The sequence below is a fragment of the Klebsiella sp. JB_Kp031 genome (assembly GCF_040064295.1).
In the GTDB taxonomy this organism is placed as follows: domain Bacteria; phylum Pseudomonadota; class Gammaproteobacteria; order Enterobacterales; family Enterobacteriaceae; genus Klebsiella; species Klebsiella quasipneumoniae.
In genome coordinates, this window is record NZ_JBEAJW010000026.1 from 17,128 (window position 1) to 35,558 (window position 18,431).

Here is an 18,431-nt window from a genome sequence, read left to right on the forward strand (position 1 = left end):
GCTATGTCTATTGTGGTGAAAAATAACATTCTTTGGGTTGGCCAACGTGACTGGGAAGTGCGTGATTTCCACGGCACCGAATATAAAACGCTGCGCGGCAGCAGCTATAACAGCTATCTCATCCGCGAAGAGAAAAACGTGCTGATCGATACCGTCGATCACAAATTCAGCCGCGAGTTCGTGCAGAACCTGCGCCGCGAAATCGACCTCGCCGACCTCGACTACATCGTTATTAACCACGCCGAAGAGGACCACGCCGGCGCGTTGACTGAGCTGATGATGCAGATCCCGGATACGCCGATCTACTGCACCGCCAACGCCATCGACTCCATCAACGGTCATCACCACCATCCGGAGTGGAACTTCCACGTGGTGAAAACTGGCGACACTCTCGATATCGGCAACGGTAAGCAGCTGATCTTCGTCGAAACGCCAATGCTGCACTGGCCGGACAGCATGATGACCTACCTGACCGGCGACGCGGTGCTGTTCAGCAATGACGCCTTCGGGCAGCACTACTGCGACGAACATCTGTTCAACGATGAAGTGGACCAGAGTGAACTGTACGAACAGTGCCAGCGCTACTACGCCAACATCCTGACGCCCTTCAGCCGCCTGGTGACGCCGAAAATTAACGAAATCCTCGGCTTCAATCTGCCGGTAGCGATGATTGCCACCTCCCACGGCGTGGTCTGGCGCGATAACCCGACGCAAATCGTTGAGAAATACCTCGAATGGGCGGCGGATTATCAGGAAGATCGCATCACGATTTTCTACGACACCATGTCCAACAACACCCGCATGATGGCGGACGCCATTGCCCAGGGGATCACTGAGGTCGACCCACGGGTGGCGGTGAAAATCTTTAACGTCGCCCGCAGCGACAAAAACGACATCCTCACCAATGTTTTCCGCTCGAAGGGCGTGCTGGTGGGCACCTCTACCATGAACAACGTGATGATGCCGAAAATCGCCGGGCTGGTGGAAGAGATGACCGGGCTGCGTTTTCGCAACAAACGCGCCAGCGCCTTTGGCTCCCACGGCTGGAGCGGCGGCGCGGTAGACCGCCTGTCCACCCGCCTGCAGGATGCCGGCTTTGAGATGTCCCTGAGCCTGAAAGCCAAATGGCGCCCGGATATCGACGCGCTCGAACTGTGCCGCCAACACGGTCGCGACATCGCCCGCCAGTGGGCTCTCTCCCCGCTGCCGGTTGCTGAAGCGACAGTCACGCCGGAACAACAGGACTACGCCTGTGCCGCCGCCACGGCCGCCGATCTCGGTCCCATGATGCAGTGCAGCGTCTGCCAGTGGGTCTATGACCCGGCGAAAGGCGAACCTAACCAGGATGTCCAGCCGGGCACGCCCTGGAGTGAAGTGCCGGACAATTTCCTTTGTCCTGAGTGTTCTCTTGGCAAAGATGTCTTTGACGTCCTGGCGACGGAGGCAAAATGAGTGATGGTATCGTCATCATCGGCTCGGGCTTCGCGGCCCGCCAGCTGGTGAAAAATATTCGTAAGCAGGATGCCGGAATCCCGCTGACCCTCATCGCCGCCGATAGCATGGATGAGTACAACAAGCCCGATCTCAGCCACGTCATCAGCCGCGGACAGCACGCCGACGATCTCACCCTGCAAAGCGCCGGCGAGTTCGCCGAGCAGTACAATCTGCGCCTGTTTCCCCATACCTGGGTGAACGATGTCGACGCTGAAAACCATCGGGTGAAAAGCCTGGATAAGCAGTGGCGCTACGACAAACTGGTGCTGGCCACCGGCGCCACGCCGTTTATCCCCCCGGTGCCGGGCCGCGAGCTGATGCTGACGCTGAACAGCCAGCGCGAATATGGCGCCGCGCAGAGCCAGCTCCGCGACGCCAGGCGGGTGCTGATCGTCGGCGGCGGCCTGATTGGCTGCGAGCTGGCGATGGATTTCTGTCGCGCCGGTAAAGCGGTGACGGTGGTTGATAACGCCGCCAGCGTACTGGCGGCGCTGATGCCGCCGGAGGTCAGCAGCCGTCTGCAGCATCGCCTCACCGGGATGGGCGTCCATCTGATGTTAAAAACGCAGCTGGAAGGGCTTGAGCATACCGCCGACGGCATCCGCGTTAGCCTCGATCGCCAGCGCGTGATAACCGTCGATGCAGTGGTGGCCGCCGCCGGCCTGCGCCCGGAAACCTCGCTGGCGCGCCACGCCGGATTGCAGATTAACCGCGGCGTGGTGGTCAATAGCCAGCTGCAAACCAGCGACCCGGCGATTTACGCCCTCGGCGACTGTGCGGAAATCAACGGTACGGTACTGCCGTTCCTGCAGCCGATTTTACTCAGCGCCATGTGCCTGAGTAAAAACCTGCTGGCGCAGACGGGAGAACTGAAACTGCCGCCGATGCTGGTGAAGGTGAAGACCCCGGATCTGCCGCTGCATCTGGCCGGCGATACCCGTCGCGAGGATCTGACGTGGAACATCGTGGCCGCCAAAGAGGGGCTGGTGGCGAAAGGGCTGGATGGTGAGAAGCAGCTGCGCGCCTTTGTGGTCAGCGAAGACAAGATGAAAGACGCCTTTGCCCTGCTCAAACAGCTGGGGAGTTGATGACCTTCCAGGCAGCCCTGTTGCGCCGTTAGTTTGCCGGGTGGCGCTACGCTTACCCGGCCTACAGGATCCACTCACAGGCTCACACCCCGTAGGCCCGTGCAAGCGCAGCGCCGCCGGGCAAGATATCAGGCACGGTATCCTTGATTTCGCCGGGTGGCGGCTGCACCTTACCCGGCCTACAGCCCCAAATCACCGCTGGCGCTGGGGTCGCTGAAACTGCCGGTGCTGACGGCCTCAAAATCGCTGAGACATTCCCGGAAGGCCGGGGCAGCCCGCATGGATGCGGGCTGAGGGCCGTGTTTTGCACGGACGCTGCCTCGGCCCGACCCGAAGCCTGCAGGGATAAGTCGAAGGGACCGCGCAGCGGCGATTTTGCTGGCCGGAGCCCGGGGGTACAGGGGGCGGCGGCGACTGGCCGCCCCCTGTGCGCTCCCTGCGCCATGAAAGACATAACGCAGAAGATTAACCGGGAGCGCAATGTACGCTGAAGTTACAGGCGACAGACGCTGTTGCCGGAGTGACAAAGTGGCATTCCGATAACCGTATCTGCAATACACGCAGCGCCGCCGGGCAAGCATTGATTACCTCCCACGCAGCCCTGTTGCGCGGTTATTTCGCCGGCTGGCGCTACGCTTACCCGGCCTGCGGACGCCGCCCGTAAGTGCATAAGGGCAGAATAATTAACCGGGAGCGCAGGTTCGGTTAACACTTAATACGTTGTTTCTGTCTGAGCCAACTCCTGCAGCACCTGCAGAATGTTGGCCGCGGCGGCGGTCCCCATTTTCACGTAAGAGGCATCGCTAACGCCGCCCACATGCGGAGAGAGAATGACATTATCGATCGCCTGCCAGATATGCGGCGTGGTTAATGGTTCACTATTAAAGCTGTCAAGCGCCGCCCAGCGCAAGGTCCCCGCTTTTAATGCCGCGGCCAGCGCCGCATCGTCAATCAACCCGCCGCGCGCGGTATTCACGAGGATGGCGCCCGGCTTACACTGCGCCAGCGTGGCGGCATTGATCATTTCCCTGTTTTGTTGCGTCAAAGGGCAATGAAGCGACAGCACATCGGCCTGCATGAGCAGCTCGCTAAGTTCAGCAACACGTTCACATTCCGGCGGAACCGCTTTCGCATAGGGATCGTAAGCCAGAACCTTCATGCCAAAGGCACAGGCAATCTTCGCCACCCGGCTGCCAATGGCGCCGAGGCCGATGAGTCCCAGCGTTCTGCCCTCAAGCTCAAGCGATTTATGCGTTGATTTATCCCAGTGCCCTTCGCGCAGGCGGCGATCAAGCGGAATGACCGACTTAGCACAGGCCAGAATTAACGCCCAGGTGTGTTCGGACACCGCGGCGGCATTCGCCCCGGTCGCCGCGCGAACCAGAATGCCGCGCGCGGCAGCCGCCTCAACGTCAATGACATCGATGCCGCTGCCATGTTTGGCAATCACCTTCAATGCCGGGGCGGCATCCATAACGGCGGCAGTGATGTGGCCATAGCGCACCAGGATGGCGACGGGATTGTGCTGCTGGCACAGCGCGATCAGCTGGGCCTCTGTAGGCTGGCGGCCGGCAAAGACAAGTTCGTAATCTTCCAGCATCCCCAGCGCCGCGTCAGCCAAATCGCTGCCGGTAATCAGTATGACTTTTTTAGCGCTCATGGCAGTGTCTCCCCTTCGCTCAGCATCCCCGCCTGACGCAGAGCGCTCTCCAGCCAGTGCGGACGAAGGTCGCCGTCGCGGATAGCAACCAGACGTTTTGATTCCATTTCCAGTTTACCTTTCGCCAGCTCGATGATAGTGCGGACTTCATCGCGCGGGATAACAACCACGCCGTCAATATCCCCTACCACTAAGTCACCTGCCTGCACCGCGGCGCCACCGACCGAAATGGCATGATTGACCCGGCCAGGAATGAACTTGGTGGGACCGCACGGATTCAGGCCGGCTGCGAAAACCGGAAAGCGTTGTTTACTTAAGGTTTCCGCATCACGAACAGCACCATCGATGACGATCCCGGCGATACCGCTGGCCTGCGCCTGCGTTGCCATGATCTCTCCCAGCAGCGCGCAGGAGAGATCGCCCTTCCCGTCGATGACCAGCACGTCGCCAGGTTTGGCGACGGCCATTGCGGCGTGAATAGCCAGATTATCCCCTGGGCGTACCTCTACGGTAATCGCCGGCCCGGCAACCGTCATATGCGGCGCCAGCGGCTTGATGCGGCCATGTAATGTGCCACGGCGTCCGGCTACGTCAGCCAGGATGGCGGCCTGAAATTCGGCAGCCTGACGGACCTCTTCCGCGTCAACACGCGCAATATCAAGATTGATGAGTTTCTGTTGTGAAGCAGGCATGGTGACTCTCCATTTGTTTTACTAGGTACAACTTGTGTGTACTATATAAAACAACTATACGAGCATTGCGTCGCTTTTCGCCAGTGTTGCGAAGTTGTTTGTGATGTAAACACGAAGTTACTCACAAAATTCAGGTACAATTTTGGTCGGCAAAAAGGAGAACATGATGGGGAATGAAGGCGTAATTGCCGTTGAAAAGGCGCTGGCTTTACTTGACTGCTTCCGTCCCGGTAATGACAGTCTGACGTTAACCGAGCTGGCCCAGCTTTCGGGATATCACAAAACAACCGTTTATCGCCTGATGAATTCGCTTGAGCGAATGAACTACATCATCCGGCACGACGATGGCACCTATACGCTCGGCCACCGTTTGCTCTATCTCGGCAAGCTCTATGAGCAATCATTTGAACTTGCCAGAGTCGTACAGCCGGAATTGCAGGCGCTGTCGCAGGCCTCCAGCGAAAGCGCAAGCTGGTATGTGATTGAGGGTGGGCAACGCCTGTGCCTGTTCCGCGCCGAAGCCTCCCAGGGATTACGCCACAGCAACCTGCCCGGCAGCCAGTTCCCGCTGGATGGTTCCGCTATCAGCAAGGTTTTACGCCACTGGGGATTGGGTGAATCGTTGCCGGAAGACGAGTCGACGCTGCCGTTCTATACCTCCGGCGCGCGCGACCCGCACACTGCGGCCTTCGCAATGCCTGTTTTTGGCGTCCACGATAGACTGATCGCGGCGCTGGCCCTGACCGGGCCGGCATCGCGTCTGACGGAAGATCGTAAAACGAGCGGCATCAGCCAGCTCATGCAGGAGACGGCCAACCGCCTGTCGCTCAAGCTAGGGGCCAGCAAGCCTTTCTGCGAAACGTTTTACGGTGTGAAAGAGTAGCTTTGCTGAGAAGGCGGGAAAAATCCCGCCTTTGCTTATTAATGGGTCACCTGTTTTTCCTGCCTGGCAGACTGCGAGTAACGGCGCCCCATCGCCAGCACCGCAATGCCGCCTGCCAGACACAAGGCGGCCAGCGGCAGCATCGCCAGCGTATAGCTTCCTGTCCGTTCGCTAATAATGCCATAGGCATTCACCATCACCGCGCCGCCAATCAGGTTGGCGATCGCGCCGATGGCCGCCAGCCCGGCGGCAGCTGACGTGCTGCTCATCCAGCCCGATGCCAGCGCCCAGAAGGGGCCCTTCGCCGCATATGCGCCAATCAGTATGGTACTGAGGATCATAATGGTGGCCGGCAGCGATAGATTGATAAATGCCGCGAACACGCCAGCCGCAATCATAAAGAGGGCAAGGGCCGTGTGCCAGCGGCGTTCATTATTCCGGTCCGAACTGCGTCCCCATACAATCATCAGCACCGAGGCCAGGCCATAGGGGATGGCATTCAGCAGCCCGGTGGTCAGGTTATCAAGATGGAACGACTTCAGCAGCTGTGGAGACCAGACGCTTAGCGTGGTGCCGGCAGAAGAAGCGCCAGCGTAAATCAGCGCCATAAGCCAGATCTGGCGATGCTTCAACAGTTGCCATGTCGTGGTGTGGCCGATCTGTGTCTGCTGTTGCCGCTCTGCCTGAAGGGTGTTTTCCAGCCACGTTTTTTGCCGCTCGGTTAACCAGCCAGCCTGGTGAGGGCGGTCGCGCAGAATAAAAAACGCGGCTATTCCCAGCAGTACCGCCGGCAGCCCTTCAATAATGAATAACAGATGCCAGCCACGCAGCCCTAACCAGCCATCCAGGGTCAGGATCAACCCTGAAAGCGGTGAACCGATAAAGTTAGCCAGCGGAATGGCCACCATAAAAGAGGCAATGATGCGCGCACGGTAGCGCGACGGGATCCACCAGGTAAGATAGAGCACCACGCCCGGGAAGAAACCCGCTTCGGCGGCACCCAGTAAAAAACGGACGATATACAGTGAGGTGGTATTTTGCACCAGCGCCATACACATCGATACCACTCCCCAGCTAATCATAATGCGCGGCAGCCACAAGCGTGCGCCCACCTTCTGCATCGCCAGATTGCTGGGTACTTCAAAAATAAAGTAGGCGACAAAATACAAACTGCTGGCGAAACCAAAAGCCGCCTTACTTAGCCCCAGATCCTCATTCATCTGCAGCGCAGCCATACCTATATTGCCCCGGTCAATAATCGACACCAGGTAGCTCACCACCAGGAACGGAAGGATGCGCCAGATAACCCGCCGCATGGTCTCTTTTTCCAGCGCGTCGTTATCGGTCGCGCGGTTCGGTAATTGATCGGTCATGGTTTCCTCGCAGGGTTTCATTATGTTTATCAGGAAAACGATGTAGAGATGAAATACGTTACTTCAGCTTGATGCCTCTGGTTTCCGGCGCTCGCCACACCACCAGCATCGCCGCAAGGAAAGCAACCACGGTCGTCGCCAGTCCCGCGGTGAAACCGCCGGCATTGGCGACAGCGCCAATCAGTAGCGGCGCAATAAATCCGCCCAGACGGCCTCCGTTATAGGCGAGCCCCATCAGGAAGCCCCGGGAAGAGGTGTCCCCGATGATTTCCGCCAGGAAGGGTCCGGAGCCCGCAAAAATACCGTTAACCCCGAAACCGGCCATGAAAATCGCCACCATCAGAATGATGGGTTGAGTGGTCACAAGGTAAAGCGCGACGGCAATCGCGCCCGTTAACAGATAAATCAGGAACATTGGACGGCGTCCCCACTTATCCGCCAGCACCGAAAACACCAGAAACCCCGCGATGGCCCCAGCCTGCAGCGCAAGTACAAATTTCAGACTGTGCAGAAAATCCAGGTGTTTGACTTCTCGCAGATAGGTGGGTGTCCAGGTAAATACGCCCCAGAACAGATACTGAATAAAAAAGATAAAGACAAAGGCCAGCAGCAGACCTCGCAGATTGTGTTTCCCCAGCTTCGCGGCAGGTTGACTACTCGTCGCCTTCGCCTGTTGACGAGCAAGCCAAACCTGCGATTCCGGTGTGAACCAGGCCACCACGCTCATAATGAACACCGGCAGCGCGCCGATCATAAACAGATAGCGCCATGCCCCCTGCTCCAGGCCGCCATTAACCGAGCTGACGATTGCCGTCAGGCTGATGGCCAGAATCGCGCCAACGGGCAACCCCATTTGCATCAGCGCGCCGCCGCGCGCGCGCCGCTCTGGCCGCCAGGTTTCCGCAATCAGCGCCGCGCCCGATGTCCACATTCCGCCCATACCCAGCGCGCCGCAAAAACGTAACAGCGCGAAATGTTGTTGATCGTGCGTAAAGGCTAACAGGCCGGAAAAGAGTGAATAGATGGCGATACAGGTCAGCGCCGTTTTTACACGGCCAATTTTGTCGGCGATAAAACCAAACAGGATCCCGCCAATAATCTGCCCCCCGGCCGTGACGCTGATAAACAGCCCAAGCTCGGTTTTATTAATACCGAACACCACGCCCAGTACTGGCAACAGCAATGAAAGCAGAAAGGAGTCATAGCTTTCAAATGTCCAGCCAAGGCCGCCCAGCGCCAGCGTCCGCCTCTCAGCAACGCGCTGTGGCAATGTGTCAGGCGTCGCTTTAGTCGCAGTAAATTGATTCAGCTCGCTTTTACTGGTCATTGATCTTCTCCACAGAGGTTAACCGATAACAGGTTGCGGCAGTGCGCCAGAACAACTGCGCCTGTTCGCCAGGGGACATCTGTTGCGCCAGGCGTTTGCAGGCGTTCCAGAAAACGCCGTAGCTGAACATGCCTTTATCGACCGGAAAGTTGCTGGCGAACATGCAGCGTTCCGCACCGAAAAGCGAAACGATGGTCTCAAACCACGGTTGCCAGGCCTGTGCCAGCATTTGCGAATCCGGCGGTGTTTCTGCCGCTGCGAAGGGAAATCCCCTGACCGTCATACCAAATCCGCTAATTTTTACGCATACGTTCGGCAGTTCCGCCAGATGTCGCATACTGTTTCGCCACTGCTGAAACATGTCTGGATCCCGTTCTGAATAGGGTCCAACGCCGACTGGCCCGCCACAGTGATCGAGCACAATCTGAAGCGTTGGTATGTACCGCGCCAGCTCGGCAATTTCATCCAGTTGCGTGTGGTAAACCCACACATCAAGCGACAATCCATTTTTCGCAAGGCAGAGAGCGCCCCGATGGAACGGATCGCTCAGCGCCAGTCCTGGCGGTGGCGTAACCGGGCTGGACGTGACCCGCGGATCGGGATGCCAGGCCAACGGATTGCGCATCCCACGCAGCCGCCCGCCGGATAACGCTATCGCGCTCTCGATGGCAGGCTGCATCGCATCGCCCGCCAGCAAGCTAAGGCCGCCGATGACGGCTTCGCATCCGAGCGCGTTTGCATAATGTCCGCTGGCGAACATCGCGGCGATACCGCTGGCAAACTCGATTTCACCAAGCGGTTTAAGCGTCTCCGGCCCGTCGCGACGCAACATGGAGCGGCATTGCACGTAGACCGATGAGACAACGCGATGCCCTGAGGTCTGGATATCGTCGCTGAACTCATGGGTGAGATAGCGGCCGGTTTGCCGATCCCAAAGATGATGATGCGCATCAATGATGGGCAGCTCGGGTTGTAATGGCGCTTCACGATGTAACGCAAGCCACTCGTTTCTGACCGCAAGGTGCGGCGCGGTAACGATCTCCATGAATACCTCGTTTTGTTTTACCCTGTACAACAGTGTTTTATTTTACAAAACTACTATAACGAGGCTGCCGTGTTTTTATCCAGTTAACGAATGGTTTAAATGATGTAAATAAGAGGTGAATCACAGATGCTGCGGGTCGTTAAAACGAAGAGAAATGAAGATTTGATAAAAATAATAATTTTTCAATGAGTTAAATAAGTGAGCTGATTAACGTAGAGCGATGGTTCGTGACGACCGGTGGGAACCTGCGCAGAGAAGCGCCGCCAGAGAGTGATGATCGCCCGGCTTAGCGCAGCGCAAGCCGGGAAAATGCTGAACCTAACGCGCCAGATTATCGTAGCCGCGCCAGCGATAATTGAGCACCGACAGCGCCCAACAGGCGACAAACAGCCCGACCACCACAAACCCGGCGTCGCCGAGGTTGTCGTTTAACGCCCCTACCCAGCGCCATATTCCGCCGCTGAGCGCAAACTTATCCATCAGCAGACCCAGCGCTTCCAGGCCGCCGATAAACAGCGCCACCACCACCGAAGTGCCGGTGATGGTCATGTTGTAGTAAAGCTTGCGCTGCGGCTTGCTGAACGCCCAGCCGTAGGCGCCGACCATCAGCACGTTATCGAGGGTGTCCACCAGCGCCATGCCGCTGGCGAACAGCGCCGGGAAGACCATAATCGACCAGACGGAAATCCCGCTCGACGCGCCGGCGGCGGAGATGCCCAGCACGCCGATTTCGGTGGCGGTATCAAACCCGAGGCCGAACAGGAAACCGACCAGGTACATCTGCCAGCTACGGCTGACCAGACGAAAGGTTTTGCCAAACAGCCAGCTCATCACCCCGCCGCCGCTGACGATCTCGTCGCTCAACGGCTCACCCCGCTTCCACGCCCGAAAGCTACGCCAGACGCTGCGCAATATCACCAGGTTGATAAAGGCCATCGCCAGCAGAAACAGCGCCGACACAGCGGTGCCGATGACGCTACCGGTGTCGTGCAGCCAGTTCATCTGCGCGCTGAAGGCCGTGGCGGTAGCGGCAATCGCTGCCGAGGCCAGCACCACAATCGACGAGTGGCCCAGCGAGAACCAGGCCCCGACGGCGAAGGGCCGCCGCCCCTGCTGCATCATCTTGCGGGTGACGTTATCAATCGCCGCGATATGATCGGCGTCCACTGCGTGGCGTAGGCCGTAGCCCCAGGCCAGCAGGCTGGCGGCCATTAGCGCGCCGCTGTCGCCAAAGGCCTGCAGCGCCCAGCACCAGGCCAGTAAGTTCGCCGCGATCAACCCCAACACCAGGCCCGCGGCGCGCGGCTGCTGGCGTAAAACTGTCATTATCATTGTTGTGTTCCTTGAGCCTGAACGCGAGCGGCGGCGATCACCGCCTGACCATAGGCGATTGCGCCGTCGCCGGCCGGCAACTGCTGCGCAAACAGCAGAGTAAAATCCGCCAGATAAAAGGTCAATCGCGCCGCCAGCAGACGGTTATGCAGCACCCCACCGCTGCAGACAATCGTGTCGATGCCGCGGGCAGTCGCACAGTCGCGGGCCATCGCCGCCAGTCCGCAGGCCAGGGCGTCATGAAATGCCCAGGCTTTTTGCGCCGGGCTCGCCTGCCACCGCAGCCACTGCCGCCAGAAGGTGGCCAGGTCCAGCGCATTGCCGCGCCACGGCAGCGTGACCGGATGGCTGACGCCGGGGCAGCTGGCGGCCAGCGCCTCCAGCCGACAGGCCGCCTCCCCCTCATAGCTCAGGCTCTCCGGGGCGCAGTCCAGCGCGCAGGCGACGGCATCAAACAGCCGTCCGCAGGACGAGGCGCGCGGCGCGTTAATACCGCGGTCGATGGCCTGCGCCAGCAGCGGCCAGTTGCGCTGGCGCAGCGTACCGGTCTGCGGGTAATCCTGCCAGTCAGGGACAAAAGCCAGGCACTGAGCCAGCAGATTACGCCACGGCTGACGCGCCGCCAGGTCGCCGCCCGGCAGGGCGACGGCCGGCAGCCCGCCGAGATGTTCGCACTGGCGATAGTTAACCCGCAGGCACTCCCCTCCCCATAGCGCGCCGTTCTCCCCCATGCCGATTCCGTCGAGGATCAGGGCGATAACGTCTCCGCCGTCGAGCGGCCAGCGGTGCTCTGCCAGGCACGCCGCAGCGTGAGCATGGTGATGCAGCACGGTCTCCACCGGCAGCGGCAGAGCCGCTCCCCACTGCGTCGATCGATAGCCAGGATGGGCGTCAACCACCACCCGCTGCGGCGCAAAGGCGAAGATGTTCTGCATCAGCTGCAGCGCGCTGCGCCACTGCTGCTCGACGCCCTCCTCGCCAAGATCGCCGAAGTGCTGGCTGAGAACCGCTTCGCCCCCGCGCGCCAGGCAGAAGGTGTTTTTCATGTCCGCGCCCAGCGCCAGCAGCGGCGGCACCTTGTCCAGACCCGGCGGCAGCGCCAGCGCATCCGGGACGTAGCCCCGGGCGCGGCGCAGCATTTCTCCGCTCGAGCGCACCAGAGAATCATCCAGCCGCTGCACGATGTCGCGGTTATGGAGCAAAAAGCCGTCGGCGATGTCGGCTAAGTCGTTGAGTGCTTCAGTATTACTTAACGCCGGCGGGCGGCCGCTAAGGTTGCCGGAGGTCATCACGATAGGGCGCGCCAGCGCCTGCAGAAGCAAATGCTGCAGCGGATTAGACGGCAGCATCACCCCAACTTCCGCAAGCCCTGGCGCAATCTCGTCGCACAGGCCGGAGACCTGCGCTTTGCTAATCAGTACGATGGGCGCCGCCGGGGAGTCCATCAGCGCCACGGCGTCGGCAGGTAACCCCGCCGCAGAGGTCAGCATCACCGCCAGCGGTTTCGCCGGACGGTGTTTCCTCGCCCGCAGCGTGGCAACAGCAGCGGGGTTGCCGGCGTCGCAGGCCAGATGAAAGCCGCCGACGCCTTTTATCGCCACGATGTCGCCCGCCGCCAGCCGGGCGATAGCCGCCTGCAGCGCCGCCTCGCCGCGCCGCACTTCACCCTGGGCCCGCCACTCCAGCCGCGGCCCGCAGTCGGGGCAGGCCACCGGCTGGGCGTGAAAGCGGCGATCGGCGGGATCGCGGTATTCCGCCTCGCAGGGCGGACAGAGCGGAAACGGCGCCATCGCGGTAAAAGGCCGGTCGTAAGGCATGGCACGAATGATGGTCAACCGCGGCCCGCAGTGGGTGCAGTTGATAAAGGGGTAGCGATAGCGGCGCGCCCGGGGATCATTCATCTCCGCGAGGCACGCCGGGCAGGTCGCGGCATCGGGCACGATCTGGGTGCGCATCCGCCCCGCCCCGCTCTCGCGGATGGTGAAGCCCTGCGGCGGAGCCGCCCAGCAATAAGGGGCGCAGTCGGCGCTGTCGACTCGCGCCAGCGGCGGGCAGTGGGCAGCGAGGGCGGCAGTAAAACCGTCATCGCCTCCGGCCAGCCGCACCAGAACGCCCTCGCCGTCGTTACAGACATCGCCGCAGCGAGCCTGCCTCTGAGCCAGCTGCCAGACAAAGGGGCGGAACCCCACCCCCTGCACCTTACCGCGAATGCGGATTTGCACCCCGTTCATGCCAAAGGTTACCAGGCCAGCGCCGTGCGGCGACGTTTCTCTTGGTTCATCTGCTCCAGCTTGTTGCGGTCTACGCAGACCAGGGCGTGCGTCGGGCAGACCTCCATGCAGGCCGGGCCGCTGTCGCGGTGGAAGCAGAGATCGCACTTGTTGGCTTCGGCTTTTTCCGCCACGACGTTCAGTCCGGCGCCGCTATGGCGGATCACCGGCCGCACCACTACCTCCATCGCCCCGTACGGGCAGGCGACGACACAGGTTTTGCAGCCGATGCAGCGCTCCTGCATCACGTGAACAAAGCCTTTATCGCGACTGATAGCGCCGTTCGGGCAGACGTTGGCGCAGGGGGCGTCCTCACACTGACGGCAGGCGGTGGCCGTGGAGACATTGACCCCTTTTATCACATGAATACGCGGCTGAAAGGTGTGCGGCGTCAGGGAGGCGCAGTCCTGATGTTCCTGATGGGACACCACGCAGGCCACTTCGCAAGTGCGACAGCCGATGCATTTGCTCGCATCGGCGATAATGAAACGGTTCATCCATTTCTCCAGCAGTAAGAGGGTTAGGCGCCGGAGTATGCATAATACGTTCCAATTCTTATATTATTGATAATAAATAGATTTTAATCGGTGATGCGCTGTCATCGTCAGTAGTGACGATGACAGCTGACGACGTCAGGCGCAGGGACCCGCCACCAGCGACTCACGCTCGATCAGCGCCCCTGGGAAGCTCTGCTGAACATTGAATTCCCCGCCATCGAGCATAAATATCAGGCGATTAATGCTCTCTTTAATCATCTCCGTCACCGGCACCCGGACGCTGGCGAGCGACGGCACCATGTACGGCGCCAGCACAATATCGTCAAACCCCACCACCGAGACCTGCTCCGGCACCTTAATGCCCAGCTGGTGAAGCTGCTTCATCGCCCCGATGGCCATATCGTCATTGCTTGCCACCAGCGCGCTGTAGGTCACCCCGCGCTGACGCAGGCTCTCCACTGCCGCCGCGCCGGTTTCCGGCGTCCAGCGCCCTTCGGCAATGAGCGCCTCGTTCAGGGTAATGCCGTGGCCAGCCAGCGCGTCTTTGTAGCCGGCAAGACGCTCAACGCCGGTGGGCGAGTCAAGGGAGCCGGTAATAAAAGCGATATCGCGGTGGCCCAGGGCAATCAGCCGCTCCACCACCCGCATCGCCGACGCTTTTTGATCGGACCAGACGCAGTGGCTGGCGTGGCGGCGCAGGCGGCGGTTAAGCACCATGATCGGCTGCGAGTGGTTCTCAACGATCTCATCCATCTCGTCGACAGTGAGAAAACGCGGGTAGATGATGATCGCATCGCAGCGCAGATCCAGCAGGTACTGGATCGCCTCCCGCTCCTCTTGCGCGCTGTGCTTGCCATCCGCGAGGATCAGCTGCCGCCCCTTGTCCTCGGTCATCCGCGCCACCTGATACAGCAGCTCGCTGAAATAGACGCCGTGGTACAGGGTATTGGTCACCACCAGGCCGAGGGTTTGCGTGGTTTTGGTCGCCAGGTTGCGCGCCAGCAGATTCGGTCGGTAGCCGCTCTCCGCCACCGCCTTAAACACCCGGTCTTTGGTCTCCTGGCTGACATAGCCGTTGCCCGACAGCACCCGCGACACGGTCGCCTTCGATACCCCCGCGCGCTTAGCGACCTCCAGCATCGTTGCCATGTGATTCTTCCTGTTGCAAAAGTTGCAGGCAGTGTACTGCACGTTTCCCGCTTTTACAGCACTCCCCTGTTCACCGCGACGATTAGCGATCAAAATCACAAAATTGAGATCATATTTTTTTATTTCTTGTGAAATCAAATGAAACTAACCATGATTTTGTGGAACCGGTTTCCTATAAAACATGGTATCGCCCGGCGATGCGGCGCGGTAACAGATCAGTACCCTATTGATAAACAGGATAAAATCCGATGTCGAAAAATTATGCAGCCCTGGCGCAACAGATAGTCGCGGCATTAGGCGGAGTCGATAACGTCGTCGCCGTGACCCACTGCATGACTCGTCTGCGCTTCGTGGTCAAAGACAACGAACAGGTCGATAGCCCTACACTGAAAGGCCTGACCGGGGTGCTCGGCGTCGTGCGCAGCGATAACCAGTGCCAGGTGATCATCGGCAACACGGTCTCACAGGCCTATCGCGAGGTGGTGAATCTGCTGCCCGGCGACCTGCGCCCGGTCGAGCCGCAGGGCAAAGCGCCGGTCACCCTGAAACGCATCGGCGCCGGGATCCTTGACGCGCTGATCGGCACCATGTCGCCGCTGATCCCGGCGATTATCGGCGGATCGATGGTCAAGTTGCTGGCGATGATCCTTGAGATGAGCGGCGCGTTGCCGAAAGGCTCGCCGACGCTGACCCTCCTGACGCTTATCGGCGACGGCGCATTTTTCTTCCTGCCGCTGATGGTGGCCGCCTCCGCGGCGGTGAAATTCAAAACCAATATGTCGCTGGCCATCGCTATCGCCGGGGTGCTGGTGCATCCCGGGTTTATCGAATTAATGGCCAAAGCCGCTCAGGGCGAACACGTTGAATTTGCCTTTATCCCGGTGACCGCGGTGAAATACACCTACACGGTGATCCCGGCGCTGGTGATGACCTGGTGCCTGTCGTATATCGAACGCTGGGTGGATCGCATTACCCCGGCGGTGACGAAAAACTTCCTTAAGCCAATGCTGATCGTGCTGATCGCCGCCCCGCTGGCGATCCTGCTGATTGGCCCGCTCGGCATCTGGATCGGCAGCGCCATTTCCGCGCTGGTCTATACGATCCACAGCTATCTCGGCTGGCTGTCGGTGGCGATCATGGGCGGGCTGTGGCCGCTGCTGGTGATGACCGGCATGCACCGGGTCTTTACGCCGACCATCATTCAGACCATCGCCGAAACCGGCAAAGAGGGCATGGTAATGCCGTCGGAGATCGGCGCCAACCTGTCGCTCGGCGGCTCTTCGCTGGCGGTGGCGTGGAAAACCAAAAACCCGGAACTGCGCCAGACGGCGCTGGCCGCCGCGGCATCGGCGATTCTGGCCGGGATTTCCGAACCGGCGCTGTACGGCGTGGCGGTGCGCCTGAAACGCCCGCTGATCGCCAGCTTGATCAGCGGCTTTATCTGCGGCGCGGTGGCGGGTATCGCCGGACTGGCCAGCCACTCGATGGCGGCGCCGGGGCTGTTCACCAGCGTGCAGTTTTTCGATCCAGCCAATCCAATGACCATCGTCTGGGTGTTTGGCGTGATGGCGCTGTCGGTAGTGCTGTCGTTTGCCCTGACGCTGATCCTCGGCTTTGAAGATATTCCCGTTGAACAGGCCGCCGCCGACGCCCGAGCGCGCCAGGCCCAGGCCCAGGCAACCCACGCCTGAACACATCATTGATAACGAGGTAACGCATGGCGAGTTTCCCACAGGGATTTTTATGGGGCGGCGCACTGGCCGCCAACCAGTCTGAAGGCGCATGGCGCGAAGGGGGGAAAGGGATGGCCACCGTGGATACCCTCCCCCACGGCGCCCACCGTCTGCCGGTAAAATTAGGCCTGGAGAAGCGCTTCACGCTTCGCGAAGACGAATTCTACCCCAGCCACGAGGCGATCGATTTCTACCACCGCTACAAGGAAGATATCGCCCTGATGGCGGAGATGGGGTTCAGCGTCTTTCGCACTTCCATCGCCTGGAGCCGCCTGTTCCCGCGCGGCGACGAGCAGCAGCCGAATCCGCAGGGCATCGCCTTCTATCGCTCGCTGTTCGAAGAGTGCAAAAAGCACGGTATCGAGCCGCTGGTCACGCTGTGCCATTTTGACGTGCCGATGCACCTGGTGATGGAGTACGGCTCCTGGCGCAACCGCAAAATGGTCGATTTCTTTAGCCACTACGCCCGCACCTGCTTTGAAGCTTTTGACGGTCTGGTGAAATACTGGCTCACCTTCAATGAAATCAATATCATGCTGCACAGCCCCTACTCCGGCGCCGGTCTGGTGTTTGAAGAGGGAGAAAACCAGGAGCAGGTGAAGTACCAGGCCGCGCATCACGAGCTGGTGGCCAGCGCGCTGGCGACAAAAATCGCCCACGAGATAAACCCGCAAAATCAGGTCGGCTGCATGCTGGCGGGCGGTAATTTTTACCCTTACTCCTGCAAGCCGGAAGATGTCTGGATGGCGCTGGAGAAGGACCGCGAAAATCTGTTCTTTATTGACGTCCAGGCGCGCGGCGCCTACCCGGTGTGGGCCGCGCGGGTGTTCCGGGAAAAGGGGGTCACCATTGCGAAGCAGCCGGGCGATGACGAGATCCTCAAAAACACCGTCGATTTCGTCTCCTTTAGCTACTACGCCTCACGCTGCGCCTCGGCGGAGATGAACGCCAGCAACACCAATGCCGCCAATATCGTCAAGTCGCTGAAGAACCCGCACATTCCGGCCAGCGAATGGGGCTGGGGCATCGACCCGCTGGGTCTGCGTATCACCATGAACATGATGTACGACCGCTATCAGAAGCCGCTGTTCCTGGTGGAAAACGGGCTCGGCGCCCGGGACGAGATCGACGCCAGGGGCGAGATCAATGACGACTATCGCATCAGCTACCTGCGCGAGCACATCAAGGCGATGCGCGACGCCATCGGCGACGGTATTCCGGTGCTGGGTTACACCAGCTGGGGCTGTATCGATCTGGTCTCGGCGTCAACCGGCGAGATGAGCAAACGCTACGGCTTTGTCTATGTCGATCGCGACGACGCCGGCAACGGCACGCTGGCGCGCAAGCGTAAAAAGTCGTTCTTCTGGTACCAGAAGGTGATAGCCAGCAACGGCGCCGACCTCGACTAAGCGCGTCTCCGGCGCTCGCCCGTCTCCCTGCGCTGACCGGGGGACGGGCGTCTGCTTTCTGTTGCATCCATTACATGTTTTTTTCTCGAGCCTGATTCCAGTTTCTGGTTTGCCTCCCGTTCACAACAACTGGTATTTTATCCAGTATATTTTCAGGGGTATCTTCAGCAAGGAGCAGATCATGAACGCACAGCAGCCCCCCGCAGCCAGAGGGATCGTCAGGGCCATTCGCCAGTTAACCGTGGGTTATGTCAGAAAACGCCATGAGAACCGCAAAACGCGGGAGACGCGGCGCTACACCCGCCACGCGGCCCTGAGCCTGAACGGCGACTGGCTGGAGCAGGCGGGATTTCCGGTCGGCACGCAGGTCAGAGTCTCGGTGTCGCCCGGTAAATTAGTGATAGAGAATCTTGAGCTGGCGCCGCCGGTAACGGGGCTCCCGGCAGGCCAGTCGCGCGCCGTCGGGGAGCCCTGATCGC

Annotated in this window: 15 protein-coding genes; 6 read left to right on the forward strand and 9 right to left on the reverse strand. The window is 60.1% G+C overall.

Going from position 1 to position 18,431, the window contains the following annotated elements; translation table 11 throughout:
• Window positions 1-3: 3 nt before the first annotated feature.
• Both norV and norW read left to right on the forward strand, forming a co-directional pair.
• Window positions 4-1,452 carry an anaerobic nitric oxide reductase flavorubredoxin gene (gene norV, locus ABLV64_RS11070; RefSeq protein ID WP_348843257.1) on the forward strand — a complete coding sequence of 483 codons (1,449 nt, stop codon included), beginning with the start codon at window positions 4-6 and terminating at the stop codon, window positions 1,450-1,452.
• Window positions 1,449-2,582, forward strand: a complete 1,134-nt coding sequence (norW, locus tag ABLV64_RS11075) for an NADH:flavorubredoxin reductase NorW (RefSeq protein WP_004205667.1) — start codon at window positions 1,449-1,451, stop codon at window positions 2,580-2,582. Before norV ends, norW begins: the two co-directional genes overlap by 4 nt.
• A 712-nt stretch (window positions 2,583-3,294) precedes the next feature.
• Here norW and ABLV64_RS11080 read toward each other — a convergent pair.
• Window positions 3,295-4,242, reverse strand: a complete 948-nt coding sequence (locus ABLV64_RS11080; protein WP_348843258.1) for a hydroxyacid dehydrogenase — start codon at window positions 4,240-4,242, stop codon at window positions 3,295-3,297.
• Complete coding sequence (locus ABLV64_RS11085) at window positions 4,239-4,934, reverse strand: hypothetical protein (protein ID WP_004205665.1); 696 nt, start codon at window positions 4,932-4,934, stop codon at window positions 4,239-4,241. Before ABLV64_RS11085 ends, ABLV64_RS11080 begins: the two co-directional genes overlap by 4 nt.
• 166 nt (window positions 4,935-5,100) lie before the next feature.
• Between ABLV64_RS11085 and ABLV64_RS11090 the strand changes: the two genes are divergently transcribed.
• On the forward strand, window positions 5,101-5,817 hold the full coding sequence (locus ABLV64_RS11090; RefSeq protein ID WP_004205664.1) for an IclR family transcriptional regulator: 717 nt from the start codon (window positions 5,101-5,103) through the stop codon (window positions 5,815-5,817).
• A gap of 38 nt (window positions 5,818-5,855) precedes the next feature.
• Here ABLV64_RS11090 and ABLV64_RS11095 read toward each other — a convergent pair whose 3' ends face one another.
• The 7 genes from ABLV64_RS11095 to ABLV64_RS11125 form a co-directional block, all read right to left on the reverse strand.
• On the reverse strand, window positions 5,856-7,190 hold the full coding sequence (locus tag ABLV64_RS11095) for an MFS transporter (RefSeq protein WP_032456500.1): 1,335 nt from the start codon (window positions 7,188-7,190) through the stop codon (window positions 5,856-5,858).
• A gap of 58 nt (window positions 7,191-7,248) precedes the next feature.
• A complete protein-coding gene (locus ABLV64_RS11100) occupies window positions 7,249-8,517 on the reverse strand; it encodes an MFS transporter (protein ID WP_043520692.1) in 1,269 nt (422 codons plus the stop codon).
• Window positions 8,507-9,562, reverse strand: coding sequence for an amidohydrolase family protein (locus tag ABLV64_RS11105; protein ID WP_004205661.1), 1,056 nt, complete (start codon window positions 9,560-9,562; stop codon window positions 8,507-8,509). Before ABLV64_RS11105 ends, ABLV64_RS11100 begins: the two co-directional genes overlap by 11 nt.
• Before the next feature lie 318 nt (window positions 9,563-9,880).
• Complete coding sequence (locus tag ABLV64_RS11110) at window positions 9,881-10,894, reverse strand: HoxN/HupN/NixA family nickel/cobalt transporter (RefSeq protein WP_017899641.1); 1,014 nt, start codon at window positions 10,892-10,894, stop codon at window positions 9,881-9,883.
• Window positions 10,891-13,125, reverse strand: coding sequence for a carbamoyltransferase HypF (hypF, locus tag ABLV64_RS11115; RefSeq protein ID WP_348843259.1), 2,235 nt, complete (start codon window positions 13,123-13,125; stop codon window positions 10,891-10,893). The genes ABLV64_RS11110 and hypF overlap by 4 nt, the downstream gene beginning before the upstream one ends.
• 8 nt (window positions 13,126-13,133) lie before the next feature.
• Entirely contained in the window at window positions 13,134-13,661 is a 528-nt protein-coding gene (hydN, locus tag ABLV64_RS11120) for an electron transport protein HydN (RefSeq protein WP_004205658.1), read from the reverse strand.
• 135 nt (window positions 13,662-13,796) lie between these two features.
• Window positions 13,797-14,810, reverse strand: a complete 1,014-nt coding sequence (locus ABLV64_RS11125) for a LacI family DNA-binding transcriptional regulator (protein WP_017899639.1) — start codon at window positions 14,808-14,810, stop codon at window positions 13,797-13,799.
• Window positions 14,811-15,058: 248 nt separating this feature from the next.
• Here ABLV64_RS11125 and ascF point away from each other — a divergent pair, with 248 nt between their 5' ends.
• The 3 genes from ascF to ABLV64_RS11140 all read left to right on the forward strand — a co-directional run bounded on the left by ascF (window position 15,059) and on the right by ABLV64_RS11140 (window position 18,427).
• Window positions 15,059-16,501, forward strand: a complete 1,443-nt coding sequence (gene ascF / locus ABLV64_RS11130; protein ID WP_048295440.1) for a PTS cellobiose/arbutin/salicin transporter subunit IIBC — start codon at window positions 15,059-15,061, stop codon at window positions 16,499-16,501.
• Between the two features lie 26 nt (window positions 16,502-16,527).
• Window positions 16,528-17,952 carry a 6-phospho-beta-glucosidase gene (locus ABLV64_RS11135; protein ID WP_023318986.1) on the forward strand — a complete coding sequence of 475 codons (1,425 nt, stop codon included), beginning with the start codon at window positions 16,528-16,530 and terminating at the stop codon, window positions 17,950-17,952.
• A gap of 181 nt (window positions 17,953-18,133) precedes the next feature.
• Window positions 18,134-18,427, forward strand: coding sequence for a SymE family type I addiction module toxin (locus ABLV64_RS11140; RefSeq protein WP_004205653.1), 294 nt, complete (start codon window positions 18,134-18,136; stop codon window positions 18,425-18,427).
• Window positions 18,428-18,431 lie beyond the last annotated feature (4 nt).

Excerpts from the sequence above, each read along its gene's own strand:
- ABLV64_RS11080 (WP_348843258.1), bottom strand. The coding sequence starts at position 4,242 with ATGAGCGCTAAAAAAGTCATACTGATTACCGGCAGCGATTTGGCTGAC.
- ABLV64_RS11100 (WP_043520692.1), bottom strand. The coding sequence starts at position 8,517 with ATGACCAGTAAAAGCGAGCTGAATCAATTTACTGCGACTAAAGCGACG.
- ABLV64_RS11085 (WP_004205665.1), bottom strand. The coding sequence starts at position 4,934 with ATGCCTGCTTCACAACAGAAACTCATCAATCTTGATATTGCGCGTGTT.
- norV (WP_348843257.1), top strand. The coding sequence starts at position 4 with ATGTCTATTGTGGTGAAAAATAACATTCTTTGGGTTGGCCAACGTGAC.
- hypF (WP_348843259.1), bottom strand. The coding sequence starts at position 13,125 with ATGAACGGGGTGCAAATCCGCATTCGCGGTAAGGTGCAGGGGGTGGGG.
- ABLV64_RS11125 (WP_017899639.1), bottom strand. The coding sequence starts at position 14,810 with ATGGCAACGATGCTGGAGGTCGCTAAGCGCGCGGGGGTATCGAAGGCG.
- ABLV64_RS11090 (WP_004205664.1), top strand. The coding sequence starts at position 5,101 with ATGGGGAATGAAGGCGTAATTGCCGTTGAAAAGGCGCTGGCTTTACTT.
- ascF (WP_048295440.1), top strand. The coding sequence starts at position 15,059 with ATGTCGAAAAATTATGCAGCCCTGGCGCAACAGATAGTCGCGGCATTA.
- ABLV64_RS11105 (WP_004205661.1), bottom strand. The coding sequence starts at position 9,562 with ATGGAGATCGTTACCGCGCCGCACCTTGCGGTCAGAAACGAGTGGCTT.
- ABLV64_RS11110 (WP_017899641.1), bottom strand. The coding sequence starts at position 10,894 with ATGATAATGACAGTTTTACGCCAGCAGCCGCGCGCCGCGGGCCTGGTG.
- hydN (WP_004205658.1), bottom strand. The coding sequence starts at position 13,661 with ATGAACCGTTTCATTATCGCCGATGCGAGCAAATGCATCGGCTGTCGC.
- ABLV64_RS11095 (WP_032456500.1), bottom strand. The coding sequence starts at position 7,190 with ATGACCGATCAATTACCGAACCGCGCGACCGATAACGACGCGCTGGAA.
- ABLV64_RS11140 (WP_004205653.1), top strand. The coding sequence starts at position 18,134 with ATGAACGCACAGCAGCCCCCCGCAGCCAGAGGGATCGTCAGGGCCATT.
- norW (WP_004205667.1), top strand. The coding sequence starts at position 1,449 with ATGAGTGATGGTATCGTCATCATCGGCTCGGGCTTCGCGGCCCGCCAG.
- ABLV64_RS11135 (WP_023318986.1), top strand. The coding sequence starts at position 16,528 with ATGGCGAGTTTCCCACAGGGATTTTTATGGGGCGGCGCACTGGCCGCC.